At 70.9% G+C, this 14,440-nt stretch carries 16 protein-coding genes; 7 read left to right on the top strand and 9 right to left on the bottom strand.

Translation table 11 applies throughout. From position 1 onward, the window contains the following. Nucleotides 1-300 precede the first annotated feature (300 nt). Nucleotides 301-1,422, top strand: a complete 1,122-nt coding sequence (locus FHX80_RS20005) for a magnesium and cobalt transport protein CorA (protein ID WP_145765447.1) — start codon at nucleotides 301-303, stop codon at nucleotides 1,420-1,422. A gap of 36 nt (nucleotides 1,423-1,458) precedes the next feature. Continuing rightward, nucleotides 1,459-1,977 carry a hypothetical protein gene (locus FHX80_RS20000; RefSeq protein WP_145765446.1) on the top strand — a complete coding sequence of 173 codons (519 nt, stop codon included), beginning with the start codon at nucleotides 1,459-1,461 and terminating at the stop codon, nucleotides 1,975-1,977. Nucleotides 1,978-2,016: 39 nt separating this feature from the next. Here the strand turns inward: FHX80_RS20000 and FHX80_RS19995 are convergent, their stop codons facing one another. Continuing rightward, nucleotides 2,017-2,793, bottom strand: coding sequence for a hypothetical protein (locus tag FHX80_RS19995; RefSeq protein ID WP_145765445.1), 777 nt, complete (start codon nucleotides 2,791-2,793; stop codon nucleotides 2,017-2,019). 203 nt (nucleotides 2,794-2,996) lie between these two features. Here FHX80_RS19995 and FHX80_RS19990 point away from each other — a divergent pair, with 203 nt between their 5' ends. From FHX80_RS19990 to FHX80_RS19980, 3 genes are all read left to right on the top strand, one after another. Continuing rightward, nucleotides 2,997-4,271 carry a magnesium transporter MgtE N-terminal domain-containing protein gene (locus FHX80_RS19990; RefSeq protein WP_145765444.1) on the top strand — a complete coding sequence of 425 codons (1,275 nt, stop codon included), beginning with the start codon at nucleotides 2,997-2,999 and terminating at the stop codon, nucleotides 4,269-4,271. After that, entirely contained in the window at nucleotides 4,261-4,815 is a 555-nt protein-coding gene (locus FHX80_RS19985) for a DUF1003 domain-containing protein (RefSeq protein ID WP_145765443.1), read from the top strand. The genes FHX80_RS19990 and FHX80_RS19985 overlap by 11 nt, the downstream gene beginning before the upstream one ends. Nucleotides 4,816-4,913: 98 nt before the next feature. Next, nucleotides 4,914-6,047 (top strand): Mrp/NBP35 family ATP-binding protein, encoded by a 1,134-nt coding sequence (locus FHX80_RS19980; protein ID WP_145765442.1) that lies wholly within the window; start codon nucleotides 4,914-4,916, stop codon nucleotides 6,045-6,047. Between the two features lie 100 nt (nucleotides 6,048-6,147). Here FHX80_RS19980 and FHX80_RS19975 read toward each other — a convergent pair whose 3' ends face one another. The 5 genes from FHX80_RS19975 to sigE form a co-directional block, all read right to left on the bottom strand. Continuing rightward, nucleotides 6,148-6,807, bottom strand: coding sequence for a hypothetical protein (locus FHX80_RS19975; protein ID WP_145765441.1), 660 nt, complete (start codon nucleotides 6,805-6,807; stop codon nucleotides 6,148-6,150). A gap of 118 nt (nucleotides 6,808-6,925) precedes the next feature. Then, nucleotides 6,926-7,402, bottom strand: coding sequence for a sec-independent translocase (locus FHX80_RS19970; protein WP_145765440.1), 477 nt, complete (start codon nucleotides 7,400-7,402; stop codon nucleotides 6,926-6,928). Between the two features lie 99 nt (nucleotides 7,403-7,501). After that, nucleotides 7,502-9,181: a S1C family serine protease gene (locus FHX80_RS19960; RefSeq protein ID WP_145765439.1), complete on the bottom strand. Its 1,680-nt coding sequence runs from the start codon at nucleotides 9,179-9,181 to the stop codon at nucleotides 7,502-7,504. A gap of 111 nt (nucleotides 9,182-9,292) precedes the next feature. Further along, nucleotides 9,293-10,279 carry a zf-HC2 domain-containing protein gene (locus tag FHX80_RS19955; RefSeq protein ID WP_145765438.1) on the bottom strand — a complete coding sequence of 329 codons (987 nt, stop codon included), beginning with the start codon at nucleotides 10,277-10,279 and terminating at the stop codon, nucleotides 9,293-9,295. Continuing rightward, the gene (gene sigE / locus FHX80_RS19950; protein WP_244318606.1) at nucleotides 10,276-11,037 is read right to left on the bottom strand and encodes an RNA polymerase sigma factor SigE; all 762 of its coding nucleotides are present in this window, start codon (nucleotides 11,035-11,037) and stop codon (nucleotides 10,276-10,278) included. Before sigE ends, FHX80_RS19955 begins: the two co-directional genes overlap by 4 nt. Nucleotides 11,038-11,218: 181 nt before the next feature. On the opposite strand from sigE, the gene FHX80_RS19945 reads away from it, so the two are divergent. Continuing rightward, on the top strand, nucleotides 11,219-11,884 hold the full coding sequence (locus tag FHX80_RS19945; RefSeq protein WP_145767391.1) for an O-methyltransferase: 666 nt from the start codon (nucleotides 11,219-11,221) through the stop codon (nucleotides 11,882-11,884). 138 nt (nucleotides 11,885-12,022) lie between these two features. On the opposite strand, the gene FHX80_RS19940 is transcribed toward FHX80_RS19945, so the two are convergent. Beyond that, nucleotides 12,023-12,190: a DUF3117 domain-containing protein gene (locus FHX80_RS19940; protein ID WP_003966491.1), complete on the bottom strand. Its 168-nt coding sequence runs from the start codon at nucleotides 12,188-12,190 to the stop codon at nucleotides 12,023-12,025. 312 nt (nucleotides 12,191-12,502) lie between these two features. On the opposite strand from FHX80_RS19940, the gene chcB reads away from it, so the two are divergent. Then, a complete protein-coding gene (chcB, locus tag FHX80_RS19935) occupies nucleotides 12,503-13,306 on the top strand; it encodes a 2-cyclohexenylcarbonyl CoA isomerase (protein ID WP_145765437.1) in 804 nt (267 codons plus the stop codon). A 21-nt stretch (nucleotides 13,307-13,327) separates the two neighbouring features. Here the strand turns inward: chcB and FHX80_RS19930 are convergent, their stop codons facing one another. Together FHX80_RS19930 and FHX80_RS19925 are read right to left on the bottom strand one after the other, a co-directional pair. After that, nucleotides 13,328-13,915 (bottom strand): DNA-3-methyladenine glycosylase I, encoded by a 588-nt coding sequence (locus FHX80_RS19930; protein ID WP_145765436.1) that lies wholly within the window; start codon nucleotides 13,913-13,915, stop codon nucleotides 13,328-13,330. Next, nucleotides 13,912-14,328: a hypothetical protein gene (locus tag FHX80_RS19925; protein ID WP_145765435.1), complete on the bottom strand. Its 417-nt coding sequence runs from the start codon at nucleotides 14,326-14,328 to the stop codon at nucleotides 13,912-13,914. The genes FHX80_RS19930 and FHX80_RS19925 overlap by 4 nt, the downstream gene beginning before the upstream one ends. Nucleotides 14,329-14,440: the final 112 nt, after the last annotated feature.

Raw genomic sequence — 14,440 nt, 5'->3', positions numbered from 1 at the left:
CCCGACGAAACGTCATCCCCCACGGGGGACCGACCGGAGGAGGTGGGGCTGCGGTGGATCCAAGTCGACCGTGCAGTACCAACCGCTCTTCCGCTCGACGCCTTTCTTCTGTGATCTGACGCCTTCCCGGTCAAGGGCCATGGCATTTCGCACGACGGAAGAGCACTCCTTTTTTGCCTGTCTGTAGCGAACGCCGTCATCGCGCCGCCGCGGTGCCGCCCGCTTTGCGGACGTGAGTCCACGTCCCCATTCCGGGCTGTTCCACGCCCTCGCCGACGGCCCTCCGTGAAGGAGCCAGCCATGTCGATGATCCGTGACCTGCGCGCCGTGGTGCGCCCGTCCCTGCGCAAGACCAACACCCTGCACAGCAGTTACGACACCACCCGCGACCCGTCCGCCTCCAGCGCTGTCGTCGACTGCGCGGTCTACCGCGACGGACGCCGCCTCGCGGAGGTGGACGGCACCTGCCGTACGCCGCACGAGGCGATGCTCCGGGTACGGGAACAGGGCGGCTTCGCCTGGATCGGCCTCCACGAGCCCACCGAGGAGGAATTCGCGGGTATCGCCCGGGAGTTCGGGCTCCACCCGCTGGCCGTCGAGGACGCCGTGCACGCCCACCAGCGGCCGAAGCTGGAGCGGTACGACGACACCCTGTTCACCGTCTTCAAAACCATCCACTACGTCGAGCACGCCGAGCTGACCGCGACCAGCCAGGTCGTGGAGACCGGCGAGGTGATGTGCTTCACCGGCCGGGACTTCGTCATCACCGTGCGGCACGGCGGCCACGGCTCGCTGCGCGCGCTGCGCCACCGGCTCCAGGACGACCCCGAACTGCTCGCCAAAGGGCCCTCGGCGGTCCTGCACTCCATCGCCGACCATGTCGTCGACGGGTACATCGCGGTAGCGGGCGCGGTGCAGGAGGACATCGACGAGGTGGAGATCGAGGTCTTCTCCACCCCGGACAAGGGCAGCCCGCGCGGTTCGGACGCGGGCCGGATCTACCAGCTGAAGCGCGAGGTGCTGGAGTTCAAGCGGGCCGTGTCGCCGCTGCTGCGCCCGATGCAACTGCTCAGCGAGCGGCCGATGCGGCTGATCGACCCGGACATCCAGAAGTACTTCCGGGACGTCGCCGACCACCTCGTCCGGGTACAGGAAGAGGTCATCGGCTTCGACGAGCTCCTCAACTCCATCCTCCAGGCCAACCTGGCGCAGGCGACCGTCGCGCAGAACGAGGACATGCGCAAGATCACGTCCTGGGCGGCCATCATCGCCGTTCCGACGATGATCTGCGGGGTCTACGGCATGAACTTCAAGCACATGCCGGAGCTGCGCTGGACCTACGGCTATCCGATGGTGATGGGCTGCATCGGGGTGGTCTGTTTCTCGATCCACCGCATACTCAAGCGCAACGGCTGGCTCTGACCGCCGGGACACCGGGCAGGTCGTAGGCTCTGCTGCATGACTGCTGCTGACACGTTGCTCGGACCGGCCCTCGTCGAGGAGGCCACCAAGAAGTCGGGCCTGGTCTGGGTGCGTGGCACCGGGCCCGCGCGGGCGCTGTGGCACGTGTGGCACGAGGGTGCGGCGCACTTCGTCGGGGACGGCCCCGGCGAGCAGCCGCTCCCGGCCGGGCTCACGGACGGCGCCACCGCCGAGGTGACCGTCCGCAGCAAGGACAAGGGCGGCCGGATCGTCGCCTGGACGGCCTCGGTGGCCCAGCTCGCACCGCACTCCGACGAGTGGGAGGCCGCGGTCGCCGAGCTCAGGGGCAAGCGGCTCAACGCGCCGGACGCCGAGCGGATGACGGAGCGCTGGGCGCGCGAGTGCCGGATCGTACGGCTCACGCCCCTCGATTCCCGCACGGACCTGCCGGTGACCTCGGGGGCGGCGGCGCCGCTGCCCACCGGCGCGACCACCCGGCTGCCGGTTCCGGCCGGGCTGCCGCGCCTGCTGAAGCGCTCGCTCAGGAAGCCGTAGCCGGGTGGCCGCGGCCGGTCCCGGGACCGGCCGCAGGGGCTACGAAGAGGACGTGGACCTGGGCAGCTGCTGCCCGTAGTCGACCGTGTCGCCCTCGGCCGGGGCCTCCAGCGCGAAGTCCTTGCCCCAGTCCGCGAGCGTGATGACGCCACCGCCGCCGCCCCGCGCGAAGCGCAGCGGATACGGCTTGCCCTCCAGGGACACGTCGAGCGCGCCACCCTCGCCCTTGCCGCCCATGATCCCTATGGTGCGCACCCCGCCGACCTTGTCGCGGTCTCCCTTGGCGACCTCGCCGTGCAGCGTGAGCAGCCCGTCGAGCAGCACCTTCTTGTCCGTGAATCCCCGCAGCTGCTTGTACGTGGGGTCGTCCTCGGGGACCTTCACGTACTTGTCGTCGAGCTTGTCCGCCGCCGCCCCGTCCGCGTCGCTCGCCTTCCCGGCGTCCGTCGTGCCATGGGTCCAGAAGCCCGCGTCCGCCTTGAGATAGAGCACGTCGCCGATCCGGAGCAGCTCGAAGGTGCTGTTCCCGGACGCGACGGAGCCCGCCCCACCCTTGTCCTTGAGCCGCATGTCGATCTTGTACGTGCCGCCCTTGCTGACCAGCGTGCCGGCCAGCCGGACCGTGCCGGAGGCGTCCGCGGCGGCCCGCGCCCTCTTCTCGATCTGCGGTGCGTCCAGTCTGCCGATGCCGTTGGTCCCCTCGTCCGGATCCTCGCCCGCGCACGCGGTCAGCGCGGCGGTCAGCCCCGCGCAGAGCGCGACGGCCAAGAGGGCGGTCCGGCGGCGGGCCCGGACGGGCGGGACGAAAGAGGTCACAGGCGCACTGCCTCTCAGCTGCATGGCGGGGGTGGCAGACGGCAGCGTACCCGTGCGGCCTACGCCATCCGGCAGAGAGTCGCACAGACGGCTCGCCGGGGCGCCCCGCAACGGTACGGGCTAGCCTGATCCCGTCATAACGGTGCAATAACTGTCAGAACAGACCGGATGCGTAAGCCGACGGCGAAGGAGGAGGCGCGGGCATGTCAGGAGGAACGACCCGGGTCTTCGTCTCGCACCTCTCCGGCGTGCCGGTCTTCGACCCCAACGGCGACCAGGTGGGACGCCTCCGCGACCTGGTCGCGATGCTCCGGGTCGGCGGCCGGCCGCCCCGGCTGCTCGGCATCGTCGTCGAGGTGGTGAGCCGGCGCCGGATCTTCCTCCCGATGACCCGGGTGACGGGCATCGAGTCGGGACAGGTCATCACCACGGGCGTGGTCAACATGCGGCGCTTCGAACAGCGGCCCACCGAACGCCTGGTGCTCGGCGAGTTCCTCGACCGGCGGGTCAGCCTGGTGGAGACCGGCGAGGAGGTCACCATCCTCGACGTCGCGATCCAGCAGCTGCCGGCCCGCCGCGACTGGGAGATCGACAAGTACTTCGTGCGCAAGGGCAGGGGCGGCGCGCTGCGCCGCAAGGGCGAGACCCTGACGGTCGAGTGGTCGGCGGTCAGCGGCTTCTCGCTGGAGGAGCACGGGCAGGGCACGGAGTCGCTGGTCGCCACGTTCGAGACGCTGCGCCCGACCGATGTGGCCAACGCCCTGCACCACCTCTCCCCGAAGCGGCGGGCGGAGGTGGCCGCCGCACTCGACGACGACCGGCTCGCCGACGTCCTGGAGGAGCTCCCCGAGGACGACCAGGTGGAGATCATCGGCAAGCTGCAGGAGGAGCGCGCGGCGGACGTCCTGGAGGCGATGGACCCCGACGACGCGGCCGACCTGCTGTCCGAGCTGCCCGAGGCGGACAAGGAGCGGCTGCTGACGCTGATGCGCCCGGACGACGCGGCCGATGTGCGGCGCCTCATGTCGTACGAGGAGCGGACCGCGGGCGGCCTGATGACCACCGAACCGATCATCCTGCGCCCGGACGCGACGGTCGCCGAAGCCCTCGCCCGGGTCCGCCGGTCGGACCTGTCCCCGGCGCTCGCCGCCCAGGTGTACGTGTGCCGGTCCCCGGACGAGACCCCGACCGGGAAGTACCTGGGCACGGTGCACTTCCAGCGGCTGCTGCGGGTCCCGCCGTTCACCCTGGTCAGCTCGATCGTCGACAGCGATCTGGTGGCGCTGCCGCCGGGCACCCCGCTGTCGGTGGTGACCAGCTATCTGGCGGCGTACAACCTGGTCTCGGTGCCCGTGGTGGACGAGAGCGGCTCGCTGCTCGGCGCGGTGACCGTCGACGACGTGCTCGACCACCTGCTGCCCGACGACTGGCGGGAGACCAACTTCCACGACCACGAGGGAGAGCTCCGTGGCCGGTGAGGACCGCTCCAGGACGTCGAACGGCTCGACGGCCCTGACCCGCACCCCCAGGAGCCGGCTCGACCAGCCGAAGGACCCGCGGCGCCGGCTGCTGCCGGAGTACGACCCCGAGGCGTTCGGCCGGTTCTCGGAGCGGATCGCACGGTTCCTGGGGACCGGGCGGTTCATCGTCTGGATGACGCTGATCATCATCGTGTGGGTGGTGTGGAACATCTACGCGCCGGAGAAGCTCCGGTTCGACGAGTACCCGTTCATCTTCCTGACCCTGATGCTCTCCCTCCAGGCCTCGTACGCGGCCCCGCTGATCCTGCTCGCGCAGAACCGGCAGGACGACCGCGACCGGGTCACCCACGAGCAGGACCGCGCCCAGAACGAACGCTCCATCGCCGACACCGAGTTCCTGACCAGGGAGATCGCGGCGCTGCGGATGGGCCTCGGGGAGGTCGCCACCCGCGACTGGATCCGCTCCGAGCTGGAGGACCTGGTGAGGGACCTGGACGACCGCCGGGCACCGTCCCGGGCCGAGGGCGACGAAAACCGCTGACGGGGGCTGCTCCCGCGTGGGAGCGGGCGCCGTACCGCCCTCCCGTCACCCGTCACCACCCTTCCGAGGACCGCCGCGCGCACCCGTACTATCGAGGTATGGCTACGGAAGACGCGGTGCTTGAGGCACTGGCGACAGTGAACGACCCGGAGATCCACCGCCCGATCACCGAGCTGGGCATGGTGAAATCGGTCGAGATCGATCCTGACGGTGTAGTCGCTGTCACGGTGTATCTCACAGTTTCCGGCTGTCCGATGCGCGAGACGATCACCAAGAACGTGACCGACGCGGTGGCCCGCGTCGAAGGGGTGTCACGGGTGGAGGTCACACTCGACGTGATGAGCGACGAGCAGCGCAAGGAGCTGGCGACCTCGCTGCGCGGCGGCACGGCCGAGCGCGAGGTGCCGTTCGCCCAGCCCGGCTCGCTGACCCGGGTGTACGCGGTCGCCTCCGGCAAGGGCGGCGTCGGCAAGTCGTCGGTGACCGTGAACCTGGCGGCCGCGATGGCCGCCGACGGCCTCAAGGTCGGCGTCGTGGACGCGGACATCTACGGGCACAGCGTGCCCCGGATGCTCGGTGCGGACGGCAAGCCGACCCAGGTCGAGAACATGATCATGCCGCCGTCCGCGCACGGCGTGAAGGTCATCTCCATCGGCATGTTCACCCCGGGCAACGCCCCCGTGGTGTGGCGCGGCCCGATGCTGCACCGCGCGCTCCAGCAGTTCCTCGCCGATGTGTACTGGGGCGATCTGGACGTCCTGCTGCTCGACCTGCCGCCGGGCACCGGTGACATCGCGATCTCCGTGGCCCAGCTGGTGCCGAACGCGGAGATCCTGGTCGTCACGACCCCGCAGCAGGCCGCGGCCGAGGTCGCCGAGCGGGCCGGCTCGATCGCCGTACAGACCCATCAGAAGATCGTCGGCGTCGTCGAGAACATGTCGGGCATGCCGTGCCCGCACTGCGACGAGATGGTCCACGTGTTCGGCTCGGGCGGCGGCGCCCGGGTCGCCGAGGGTCTGACGAGGACGGTCGGCGCGGAGGTGCCGGTGCTCGGCTCCATCCCGATCGACGTACGGCTGCGGGAGGGCGGCGACGAGGGCAAGCCGGTCGTCCTGTCCGACCCCGACTCCCCGGCGGGCCAGGCGCTGCGCTCCATCGCGGACAAGCTGAGCGGCCGCCGGCGCGGCCTGTCAGGCATGTCCCTGGGAATCACCCCGCGCAACAAGTTCTGACCGCGCACGAGAACGGTGGGTGCCGGGGACCGATAGCCCCCGACACCCACCGCCGAAGCCGGACCGGACGTCCGTTCGATCCCGACCGGCCCGCTCGCGGCTACGCGTACGACGTGATGTCACCGATCGCCGAGAACCCCAGCCCGTACGCGCTCATCCCCCGCCCGTACGCCCCGATGTGCACCCCACCGTGCGCCGAACCGGCCAGCACCCAGCCGAACTCGGACTCGCGGTAGTGGAAGGCCACCGGCACGCCGTCGACCGGCAGCGAAAGCGCCGACCACGCGGGGCCGTCCAGGTCGTCGGCGAGCTCGAAGGCCGTCTCCGTCTGCTGGTCCAGCCAGTCGTCGCGCAGCGTGTGGTCCATCTGCGCGGGCCAGGTGTAGGCCAGCAGACCGGAGCCGGCCAGCCAGGCCGCGGAGGAGACCGTCGTCGCGTCCAGGACGCCCGTGCCGTCGCCGCTGCGCCGGACCGGGCTGCTGGCCACGGTCACGACGACCGCGAATCTCTGCCTTTCCTCGCCCGCGTCGCTGCGTACCGAGGGTTCGTCGCCATGGCCGGTGGATCCGTGCTGCACCGTGCCGTCAGCGGCGGCGCCCACCTGCATCAGCCAGCGCGGCCCGGTGAAGGCCTCGTCAAGTCCGTACCAGGGGAACGGCGCCCGCAGATAGCCGTCGACCGTGAGCCGGGCCGCAGGCACCCCCTCTGCCGTGCCTGTTTCCGGCGCACCATCCGCGCCCACCCGACTCGTTGTCTCCATCTGTCCGGCCGCCTCCTCGATCCGTAGGGTCCGGAGCGGCCCGCCCCCCTCGGGCGTCCTCACAACCGGACAGATGGAGAATAGCCATACCGTCCGGGCGAGTCGGGATTGACGGGTGTCAGGTGGCGTCTGCGTCGAACGGCGGGTGATCGTCCTTCGTCGGCTGTTCGCGCTTCTTGAGCAGGTCGGGAGCGCCCGCCGAACCGTTCGCCGCGGTGATCGCGGAACCGCCCGACACGCCGCTCTTCGCCTCCACCGACAAGGTCTCGCGGCCATTGACCGCGTCCGTGACCTCGGCGACCTCCTTGCGCAGGTCGAAGCTCTCCCGGATCTCCTTCAGCCCCAGATCGTCGTTGCCGTCCATGAGCTGCTTGCGGACGAACGTCTTGGGGTTGAGGTCCTCGAACTCGAAGTCCTTGAACTCCGGGCCGAGCTCCGTGCGGATGTCTTCCTTGGCGCTCTCCGAGAACTCACGGATCTTGCGGATGAAGCGCGAGGCGTCCTGGATGACCTTGGGCAGCTTCTCCGGACCGAAGACGAGCACCCCGATGATCGCGAGCGTCACCAGCTCGAGTGTGCCTATGTCGTTGAACACCTTGCGGCTCCTCGTATTCTCCGCGACCAGGTCGGATGAGGTCCGGACCCGGACCACGGTACCCGCCGGAACTGTCTGCGCGGTAGCTTCACGTGGCCGTCACGTGCCGGTTGCCGAGCCGAGCGTCAAAGTCATGGACAGGTCTTTACCACCGCGGGTCAGCTTCAACTCCAGCCGGTCGCCCGGCCGGTGCGAGCGGATCTTGACAATCAGCTCCTCGCCGCTGTGCACCCGCCTGCCGTCCACCTCGGTGATGACGTCTCCGGGCTGGATCCCGGCCTTCGCGCCGGGGCCGTCCGGCGCGACGGAGGACTTGCCGTCGGCACCCTTCTGCCCGACCTTGGCGCCGTCACCGGTGTACTTCATGTCGAGCGTGACGCCGATCACCGGGTGGGTGGCCTTCCCGGTGTTGATCAGCTCCTCGGCGACGCGCCTGCCCTGGTTGATCGGGATGGCGAAGCCGAGGCCTATGGAACCGGCCTGGCCGCCCTCGGTCGTCGAGCCGCTGTCCGCGGCCCGGATGGCGCTGTTGATCCCGATGACGTGCGCGTCGGTGTCGACCAGCGGACCACCGGAGTTGCCCGGGTTGATCGGGGCGTCGGTCTGCAGCGCGTCGACGTAGCTGATGTCACTGCCGTCGCCCTTCTCACCGCCAGCCGTGATCGGCCGGTCCTTGGCGCTGATGATGCCGGAGGTAACGGTGTTGGACAGGTCGAACGGTGCCCCGATGGCCACCACCGGATCGCCGACCTGCACGTTGTCGGAGTTGCCGAGGGGCAGCGGCTTGAGTCCCGAGACGCCGCTGACCTTGACCACGGCAAGGTCGTAGCCGCTGTCCTTGCCGACGACCTCGGCGCTCGCCGTCTCGCCGCCGCTGAACGTGACGGTGATCTCGCCGGACGAGCCGGCCGGGGCGACGACGTGGTTGTTGGTGAGGATGTGCCCCCGGGCGTCGAGGACGAAGCCGGTGCCGGTGCCGGACTCGGTGCTGCCGCTGACATGCAGGGTGACCACGCTGGGCAGCGCGCTGGCCGCGATGCCCGCGACACTGTCGGGGGCGCGACCGCCGAGGTTCCGTTCGTCCTGGGGCAGTTCGACCTGGGTGAGGCCGCCGTTGCGCTCTATGTAGGCGCCCATGCCGCCGCCGATGCCGCCCGCCACCAGGGCGAGGAGCAGCGCACCGACGAGGACCGGTCCGCGCCGGTTCCGCCGCCGGCCGCCGTCGGGGCCGAGCGGGGGGCCGGAGTTGGTGATCAGGGGCTGCCGGGGCGCACCCCAGGGGTCGTACTGGAGCCACTGCGGCGCCGGGGGCTGGGGCTGGGGGTGCTGCTGCGGCGGGGAGTGCTGCGGCAGCGGGGGCTGCGACTGCTGTGGCAGCGGGGGCGGGAACGCGGCTGCCGGGGCGGGGGGCTTCGCGGCGGCCGCCGTCGTCCCGGCACCGTTCGTCCCCGCGTAGGGCGGCGGTACGGGGGTGCCGTGCGCCGGTGTCGGGACCGGCCGCTGCACGGGGGGTGCGGGTGCCCAGGGGCCGGGGCCGCCGTAGGGCGGGGTGCTGTACTGGTCGGGCTCGTGGAGCGGCCGCGCGGCCTGCGGCACGGCCTCGGGCGCCACGGACCGCGTCGGCTCCGCTCCTGCCCCGTCACGCACTGCGCCCGCGTCCACCAGGGGCACCGCGTCCTCGACCGGCGACGACTCCTGAGGTGCTGTGCGCGTACTGCGCCCCGGCGTGGGCCTGCTCCACCACTTCGCCTTCGGCTCGGTGGGCTTCCCGTCGTCCATGCTCTCCCCGCAACTGCCACAACTGGCCTCTGCACGCCCCGCAGGGGGCGTCCCTCCCGGAAATCCTGCCGGAATTCAACCAGGTTCCCGCACGCCCTGCGCGGACCGGCGTCAGCGACGGGGGAGGAGCGGCAGTCCGTTGTCGGCGGGAACCGGCAGTCCGGCGGCCGACGTGGGGGTCCTCGACGGCTCCGGGGGGGCCGGGGAGAGTCCACTGCCGAGGGCCTGGGCGAACAGCGGGCTGGTGCCGTTGGGACGTATCAGCGAAGGCGCGGACACGTCGGTCTGGATGGGAAGCGCGTACCGGCTCGCGGTGAAACTGCCGGTGCGGAGCAGGGGGGATGCCGCGGAGAACGCCAGCGGCGCGGCGTTCATCGCGAGCGATACCGGGCGGTCGAGGGAACCGGCCGGGGCGAGCGCGCTGTGGCCGCCGCCGCGGCGGCTGACGGTGGCGCCGCTCTCCGCACGCGCGTCGGCGTTCATCGGCGTCACGCTGTTGCCCGGGCCCTCGGCCCGGGTCGGGGCATCCGGCCCCGCGTCCGTCGGCAGGGCGCCGCCCAGGGCGATGGCGGCCAGGGAGACGGCACTGGCGGCGGCGAACGCGAATCTGCGGCCCCGCCACGGCGAACGGTCGGCCTCGCGGCTGACCTCGTGGATCCGGAACGCGGGCCGGTCCGGGGCGGCCGGAAGGACTGCGGTCGAACCGTGCACCGTCGGGTGATAGCCGAAGCCGTCCAGCGGAGAGCCGCCCGAGGGGGAATCGGCTCGGCTGCCGGGGGGCTGTATCACGGGGAAGATCCCGTCACCGAAACGGCCTGAGCCGCCCAGCGGTCTTCCCCGACTGTCGTCGTCACCACCCGGTCCACCGGGAAGGCCCTGCAACCGGGCAAGGAAGCCCTCGGAGGGTGAGGGCGGGGCCGACTGTGCGAAGACACTCTTCAGGCGCCGCTGGGCGGCAGCCTCGGCCTTGCACTTGGCGCAGGTCGCGAGGTGGGCGAGCACCCGGTCCCGGGCGTCGTGTTTGAGCTCACCGTCGACGAGCGCGGCGAGCCGGTCCCCCAGGTGTTGTTCCGCGGAGGTCGGACCTGTGCCACTCACGGCGATCCGCCCTCCCCTGCCACGAGGGCACCGGCCAGCGAGCGCTGCTCGGCGCGGGCCTCGGGCGAACGGTGCTGCAGCGCTTTGCGCAGGTGCGAGCGCCCGCGGTGGATACGGCTGCGTACGGTGCCGAGCTTCACGCCGAGTGTCGCGGCGATCTCCTCGTAGGAGAGTCCCTCGATGTCACAGAGCACGACCGCGGCCCGGAATTCGGGCGCAAGGGTGTCCAGAGCCTGCTGGACGTCCGCGTCGAAGTGGGTGTCGTTGAACACCTGCTGCGGCGACGGCTCACGGCTCGGCAGCCGCTCGGCAGCGTCGTCGCCGAGGGAGTCGAAGCGGATCCGCTGCTTACGGCGCACCATGTCCAGGAACAGGTTGGTCGTGATGCGGTGCAGCCAGCCCTCGAAGGTGCCGGGCGTATAGGTCGACAGCGAACGGAACACCCGGACGAAGACCTCCTGAGTGAGGTCCTCGGCGTCGTGCTGGTTTCCCGTCAGTCGGTAGGCAAGGCGGTAGACACGACCGCTGTGCGTGCTGACGATCTCTTCCCATGAGGGCGGCGTCCACGCCTGGGATTCCGCATCCGAGGCGAAGGTCGCGGTCGTTGCGGAGTCGTTGGAAGAACGGTCAGCAATGTTGGTCACGGATTTCGGCTCACCCGCCGATCTGAGGAAGCGCCACAGCACTCCTCCCCGATCCACAGGCGCAGCCGCACCTCCCCTGTCGGCTCTGGTGGTGTCCAGTGGAGCCCCTACCATAGCCACCTCGCCCGTTAGCTCCGGATAAGCCTTTTTCCTGCTGGGGCCGGGGACGGCCCCGGGAACCGCCTGCCCGTGATCCCCGGCCCGATCCGCGGGCCCGGTCAACGGGCTTTCCCCTGTCCTTTCATAACGCCCGGTCCCATCTGCGGGTTCCCGGGTGCAGCGGATACAGTCACCGTTGCGCCAACTACGGGGACAGGAGAGGGCCATCACCGCCAACCGGCAGACGAGCTGGGCGTTCGCCGACGCCTTTGTCGCCGAGGGCGAAGCACTGCGCTGGGCCCGGGACCGGGCCCGGGATGCGGGGCTCCGCTCGGTGTCACCAGGCACCGGCGCCGCGCTGCGCCTCCTCGCTGCCACGACGGACGCCAAAGCGGTCGCCGAAATCGGCACGGGTACGGGCGTGTCCGGCATCTATTTGCTGCACGGCATGCGGCCCGACGGGGTACTGACCACGGTCGACCCGGAACCCGAGCGCCAGCAGTTCGCCCGCGAGGCCTTCCGGGCGGCGGGCTTCGCCACCAACCGGGCCCGCTTCATCCCCGGCCGCGCCCTGGACGTGCTCCCCCGGCTGGCGGACGGCGGATACGACCTCGTCTTCTGCGACGGCGACCGGATGGAGAGCCTCGACTGCCTCGCTGAATCGTTGCGCCTGCTGCGACCCGGCGGCCTGGTGTGCTTCGAGGGCGTCTTCGCGGACGGCCGTACGGTCGACTCCGCGCCCCAGCCCGCGGAGGTGCTGCGCCTGCGCGAGCTGCTGCGCGCGGTCCGCGAGAGCCAGGAGCTGATGGCGACGCTGCTGCCGGTGGGCGACGGCCTGCTCTGCGCGGTACGGCTCGGCTAACCGCGGCCCCGCCGTACCGCGGGGCCGCGGCCCGCTTCCCCGGCTGTCACCGTCGCCCCGTCGCACTGTCACCGAACGCACTACTGCCCCGGCACGGAATGCGTGCCGGGGCAGTAGTGAAGTGTGGGCGCCTCTGTGTCAGCCGACGACCTTCTTGAGGGCATCGCCGAGCGCATCGGCCTCGTCCGGAGTCAGCTCCACGACAAGCCGACCGCCACCTTCGAGCGGAACGCGCATGACGATGCCCCGCCCCTCCTTTGTCACCTCGAGCGGGCCGTCGCCCGTCCGCGGCTTCATGGCCGCCATGCTCGTTCCCCTTCCTGAAACCAGCTCATCGCAACCGGCGGCCCCATGACAGGCGCTGCCTCACCGGCATCGAACACATTGCTTCCAGGTCATTATCCCGCATCACAGACCCCAATGACCAACATCGCTCTGCATCGCTTGCGCAACGCACTCACTCAAAACCACCCAATTCGGCGATCCGACTGCGATACTCCGTCCCCCTTACCCCTCCATCGGGGCGGAATTGTTAGACGCAGGTCACATGTTCGCCTTCGCCGAAGTCGTCCATGCTTGCCTCGACAGGCTTTCGACGAGGTGCAAAGGGGCCCCCGAATGACCGACGACGTGCTCTGCGAAGTGAGCGACGGACTCGCGACGATCACGATCAACCGTCCCGACGCGATGAACGCGATGAACACCGCGACCAAGGTGGCACTGCGTGACGCGCTGACGTCGGCCGCCGGCGACCCCGCCGTGCGGGCGGTTCTGCTCACCGCGGTCGGCGGGCGCGCCTTCTGCGTCGGCCAGGACCTCAAGGAGCACGTCGCCAAGCTGGCGGAAGCGCGGGAGTCGGACGGCGGCAACGCGCTCAGCACCGTGCGGGAGCACTACAACCCCATCCTGCGGGCCCTCACCGAGATGCCCAAGCCCGTGGTCGCCGGGATCAACGGGGTCGCGGCCGGTGCCGGTTTCGGTTTCGCGCTCGCCTGCGACTACCGGGTGGCCGCGGACACCGCCTCGTTCAACACCTCGTTCGCCGGGGTCGCGCTCACTGCCGACTCGGGCGTCTCCTGGACGCTGCCCCGGTTGATCGGTCACAGCCGCGCCGCTGACCTGCTGCTCTTCCCGCGCTCGATCTCCGCGAGCGACGCCCATGACCTGGGCATCGTGAACAGGCTGGTACCCGCCGCCGAGCTCGCCACCGAGGCCGCCGCGGTGGCCCGCGCACTGGCGGACGGTCCGACGGTGGCCTACGCGGCGCTCAAGGAGTCCCTCGCGTACGGGGCCGGTCACAGCCTCGGCGAGGCGCTGGAGAAGGAGGACGAGCTCCAGACCCGCGCGGGCGCGTCACAGGACCACGCCATCGCGGTGCGGGCCTTCCTCGACAAGGAGCGGCCCACGTACCTGGGCCGGTAGCCGCTTCCGGCCCGAGAGGCCCTATGCCTTGGTGCCGCGTGCCACGCAGTCGGCGAGATGGTCGTCGACCAGCCCGCACGCCTGCATCAGGGCGTAGGCGGTGGTGGGGCCGATGAAGCGGAGTCCGCGCTTCTTGAGGTCCTTGGACAGCGCCGTGGACTCCGCCGTGACCGCCGGGACGTCCCCGAGCGTGCGCGGGACGGGCCGAGTGGCGCGGTCCGGGGCGTACGACCAGATCAGCTCGTCCAGCTCACCGCCGCGCCAGTCGGCCAGCACCTTGGCGTTGGCCAGGGTCGCGTCGACCTTCGCGCGGTTGCGGATGATGCCCGCGTCGGCGAGCAGCCGCTCCCGGTCCGCGTCGGTGAACTTCGCCACGGCGGGGATGCTGAACCCGGCGAACGCGCTGCGGAAGCCTTCCCGGCGGCGCAGGATCGTCAGCCAGGACAGCCCCGACTGGAACGCCTCCAGGCACAGCCGCTCGAAGAGGGCGTCGTCGCCGTGGACCGGACGGCCCCATTCCGTGTCGTGGTACGTGAGGTAGTCCTCGGTGGACAGGCCCCACGGGCAGCGCAGCCCGCCGTCCGCCGCCGCCACGGCGCCGCCGCTCATCGCCCGTCCTCGCCGTCCGGCCGCTGCCCGCCCCCGGGTGACTGCTCCTGCGCCTGCCAGGGCGCCCGAGGCCGTTCCTGAGGATCCTCGAGTAGGTCGGGGCGGCCGGCCCTCGTGGCCTGTGCGCCGGCGAGCGCCGACTCCAGCTCCGCGATCCGCGCGTCCCGCTCGGCGAGCTCGGCACCGAGCCGGCCCAGCGCCTCGTCGACATCTGTCATCCGGTAGCCGCGGACGGCGACCGGCAGCCGGAGCGCCTCGACGTCCGCGCGGCCGACCGGGCGCGTCGCGGGCAGCGGATCCGTCAGCTGCTCGGGCGCCACGTCCTGAAGGATGGCGCTCCTTCCTCCGCCGACCACCGCGAGGGTGACCGCGGCAACCACCACCACCATCGCGAGCAGCAAGAACCAGAACACGTACATCTCCCCGGGAGCGGAATTTCGTCCGGGTCCGATCGTGCCATGCGGCACTGACAGTTAGGGTCGCAGTCGGTCCCGGCGGGTGATCCGCCGGGGGATTCACAGGGAG

Source organism: Streptomyces brevispora (assembly GCF_007829885.1).
GTDB classification, from domain to species: domain Bacteria; phylum Actinomycetota; class Actinomycetes; order Streptomycetales; family Streptomycetaceae; genus Streptomyces; species Streptomyces brevispora.
This window is presented reverse-complemented; position numbering and strand designations above follow the sequence as displayed.

Bases quoted from the DNA above. Each gene is read 5' to 3' on its own strand.
- FHX80_RS20005 (WP_145765447.1), top strand. From the start codon at position 301: ATGTCGATGATCCGTGACCTGCGCGCCGTGGTGCGCCCGTCCCTGCGC.
- FHX80_RS20000 (WP_145765446.1), top strand. From the start codon at position 1,459: ATGACTGCTGCTGACACGTTGCTCGGACCGGCCCTCGTCGAGGAGGCC.
- FHX80_RS19990 (WP_145765444.1), top strand. From the start codon at position 2,997: ATGTCAGGAGGAACGACCCGGGTCTTCGTCTCGCACCTCTCCGGCGTG.
- FHX80_RS19980 (WP_145765442.1), top strand. From the start codon at position 4,914: ATGGCTACGGAAGACGCGGTGCTTGAGGCACTGGCGACAGTGAACGAC.
- FHX80_RS19975 (WP_145765441.1), bottom strand. From the start codon at position 6,807: ATGGAGACAACGAGTCGGGTGGGCGCGGATGGTGCGCCGGAAACAGGC.
- FHX80_RS19960 (WP_145765439.1), bottom strand. From the start codon at position 9,181: ATGGACGACGGGAAGCCCACCGAGCCGAAGGCGAAGTGGTGGAGCAGG.
- sigE (WP_244318606.1), bottom strand. From the start codon at position 11,037: ATGGTAGGGGCTCCACTGGACACCACCAGAGCCGACAGGGGAGGTGCG.
- FHX80_RS19940 (WP_003966491.1), bottom strand. From the start codon at position 12,190: ATGGCGGCCATGAAGCCGCGGACGGGCGACGGCCCGCTCGAGGTGACA.
- chcB (WP_145765437.1), top strand. From the start codon at position 12,503: ATGACCGACGACGTGCTCTGCGAAGTGAGCGACGGACTCGCGACGATC.
- FHX80_RS19930 (WP_145765436.1), bottom strand. From the start codon at position 13,915: ATGAGCGGCGGCGCCGTGGCGGCGGCGGACGGCGGGCTGCGCTGCCCG.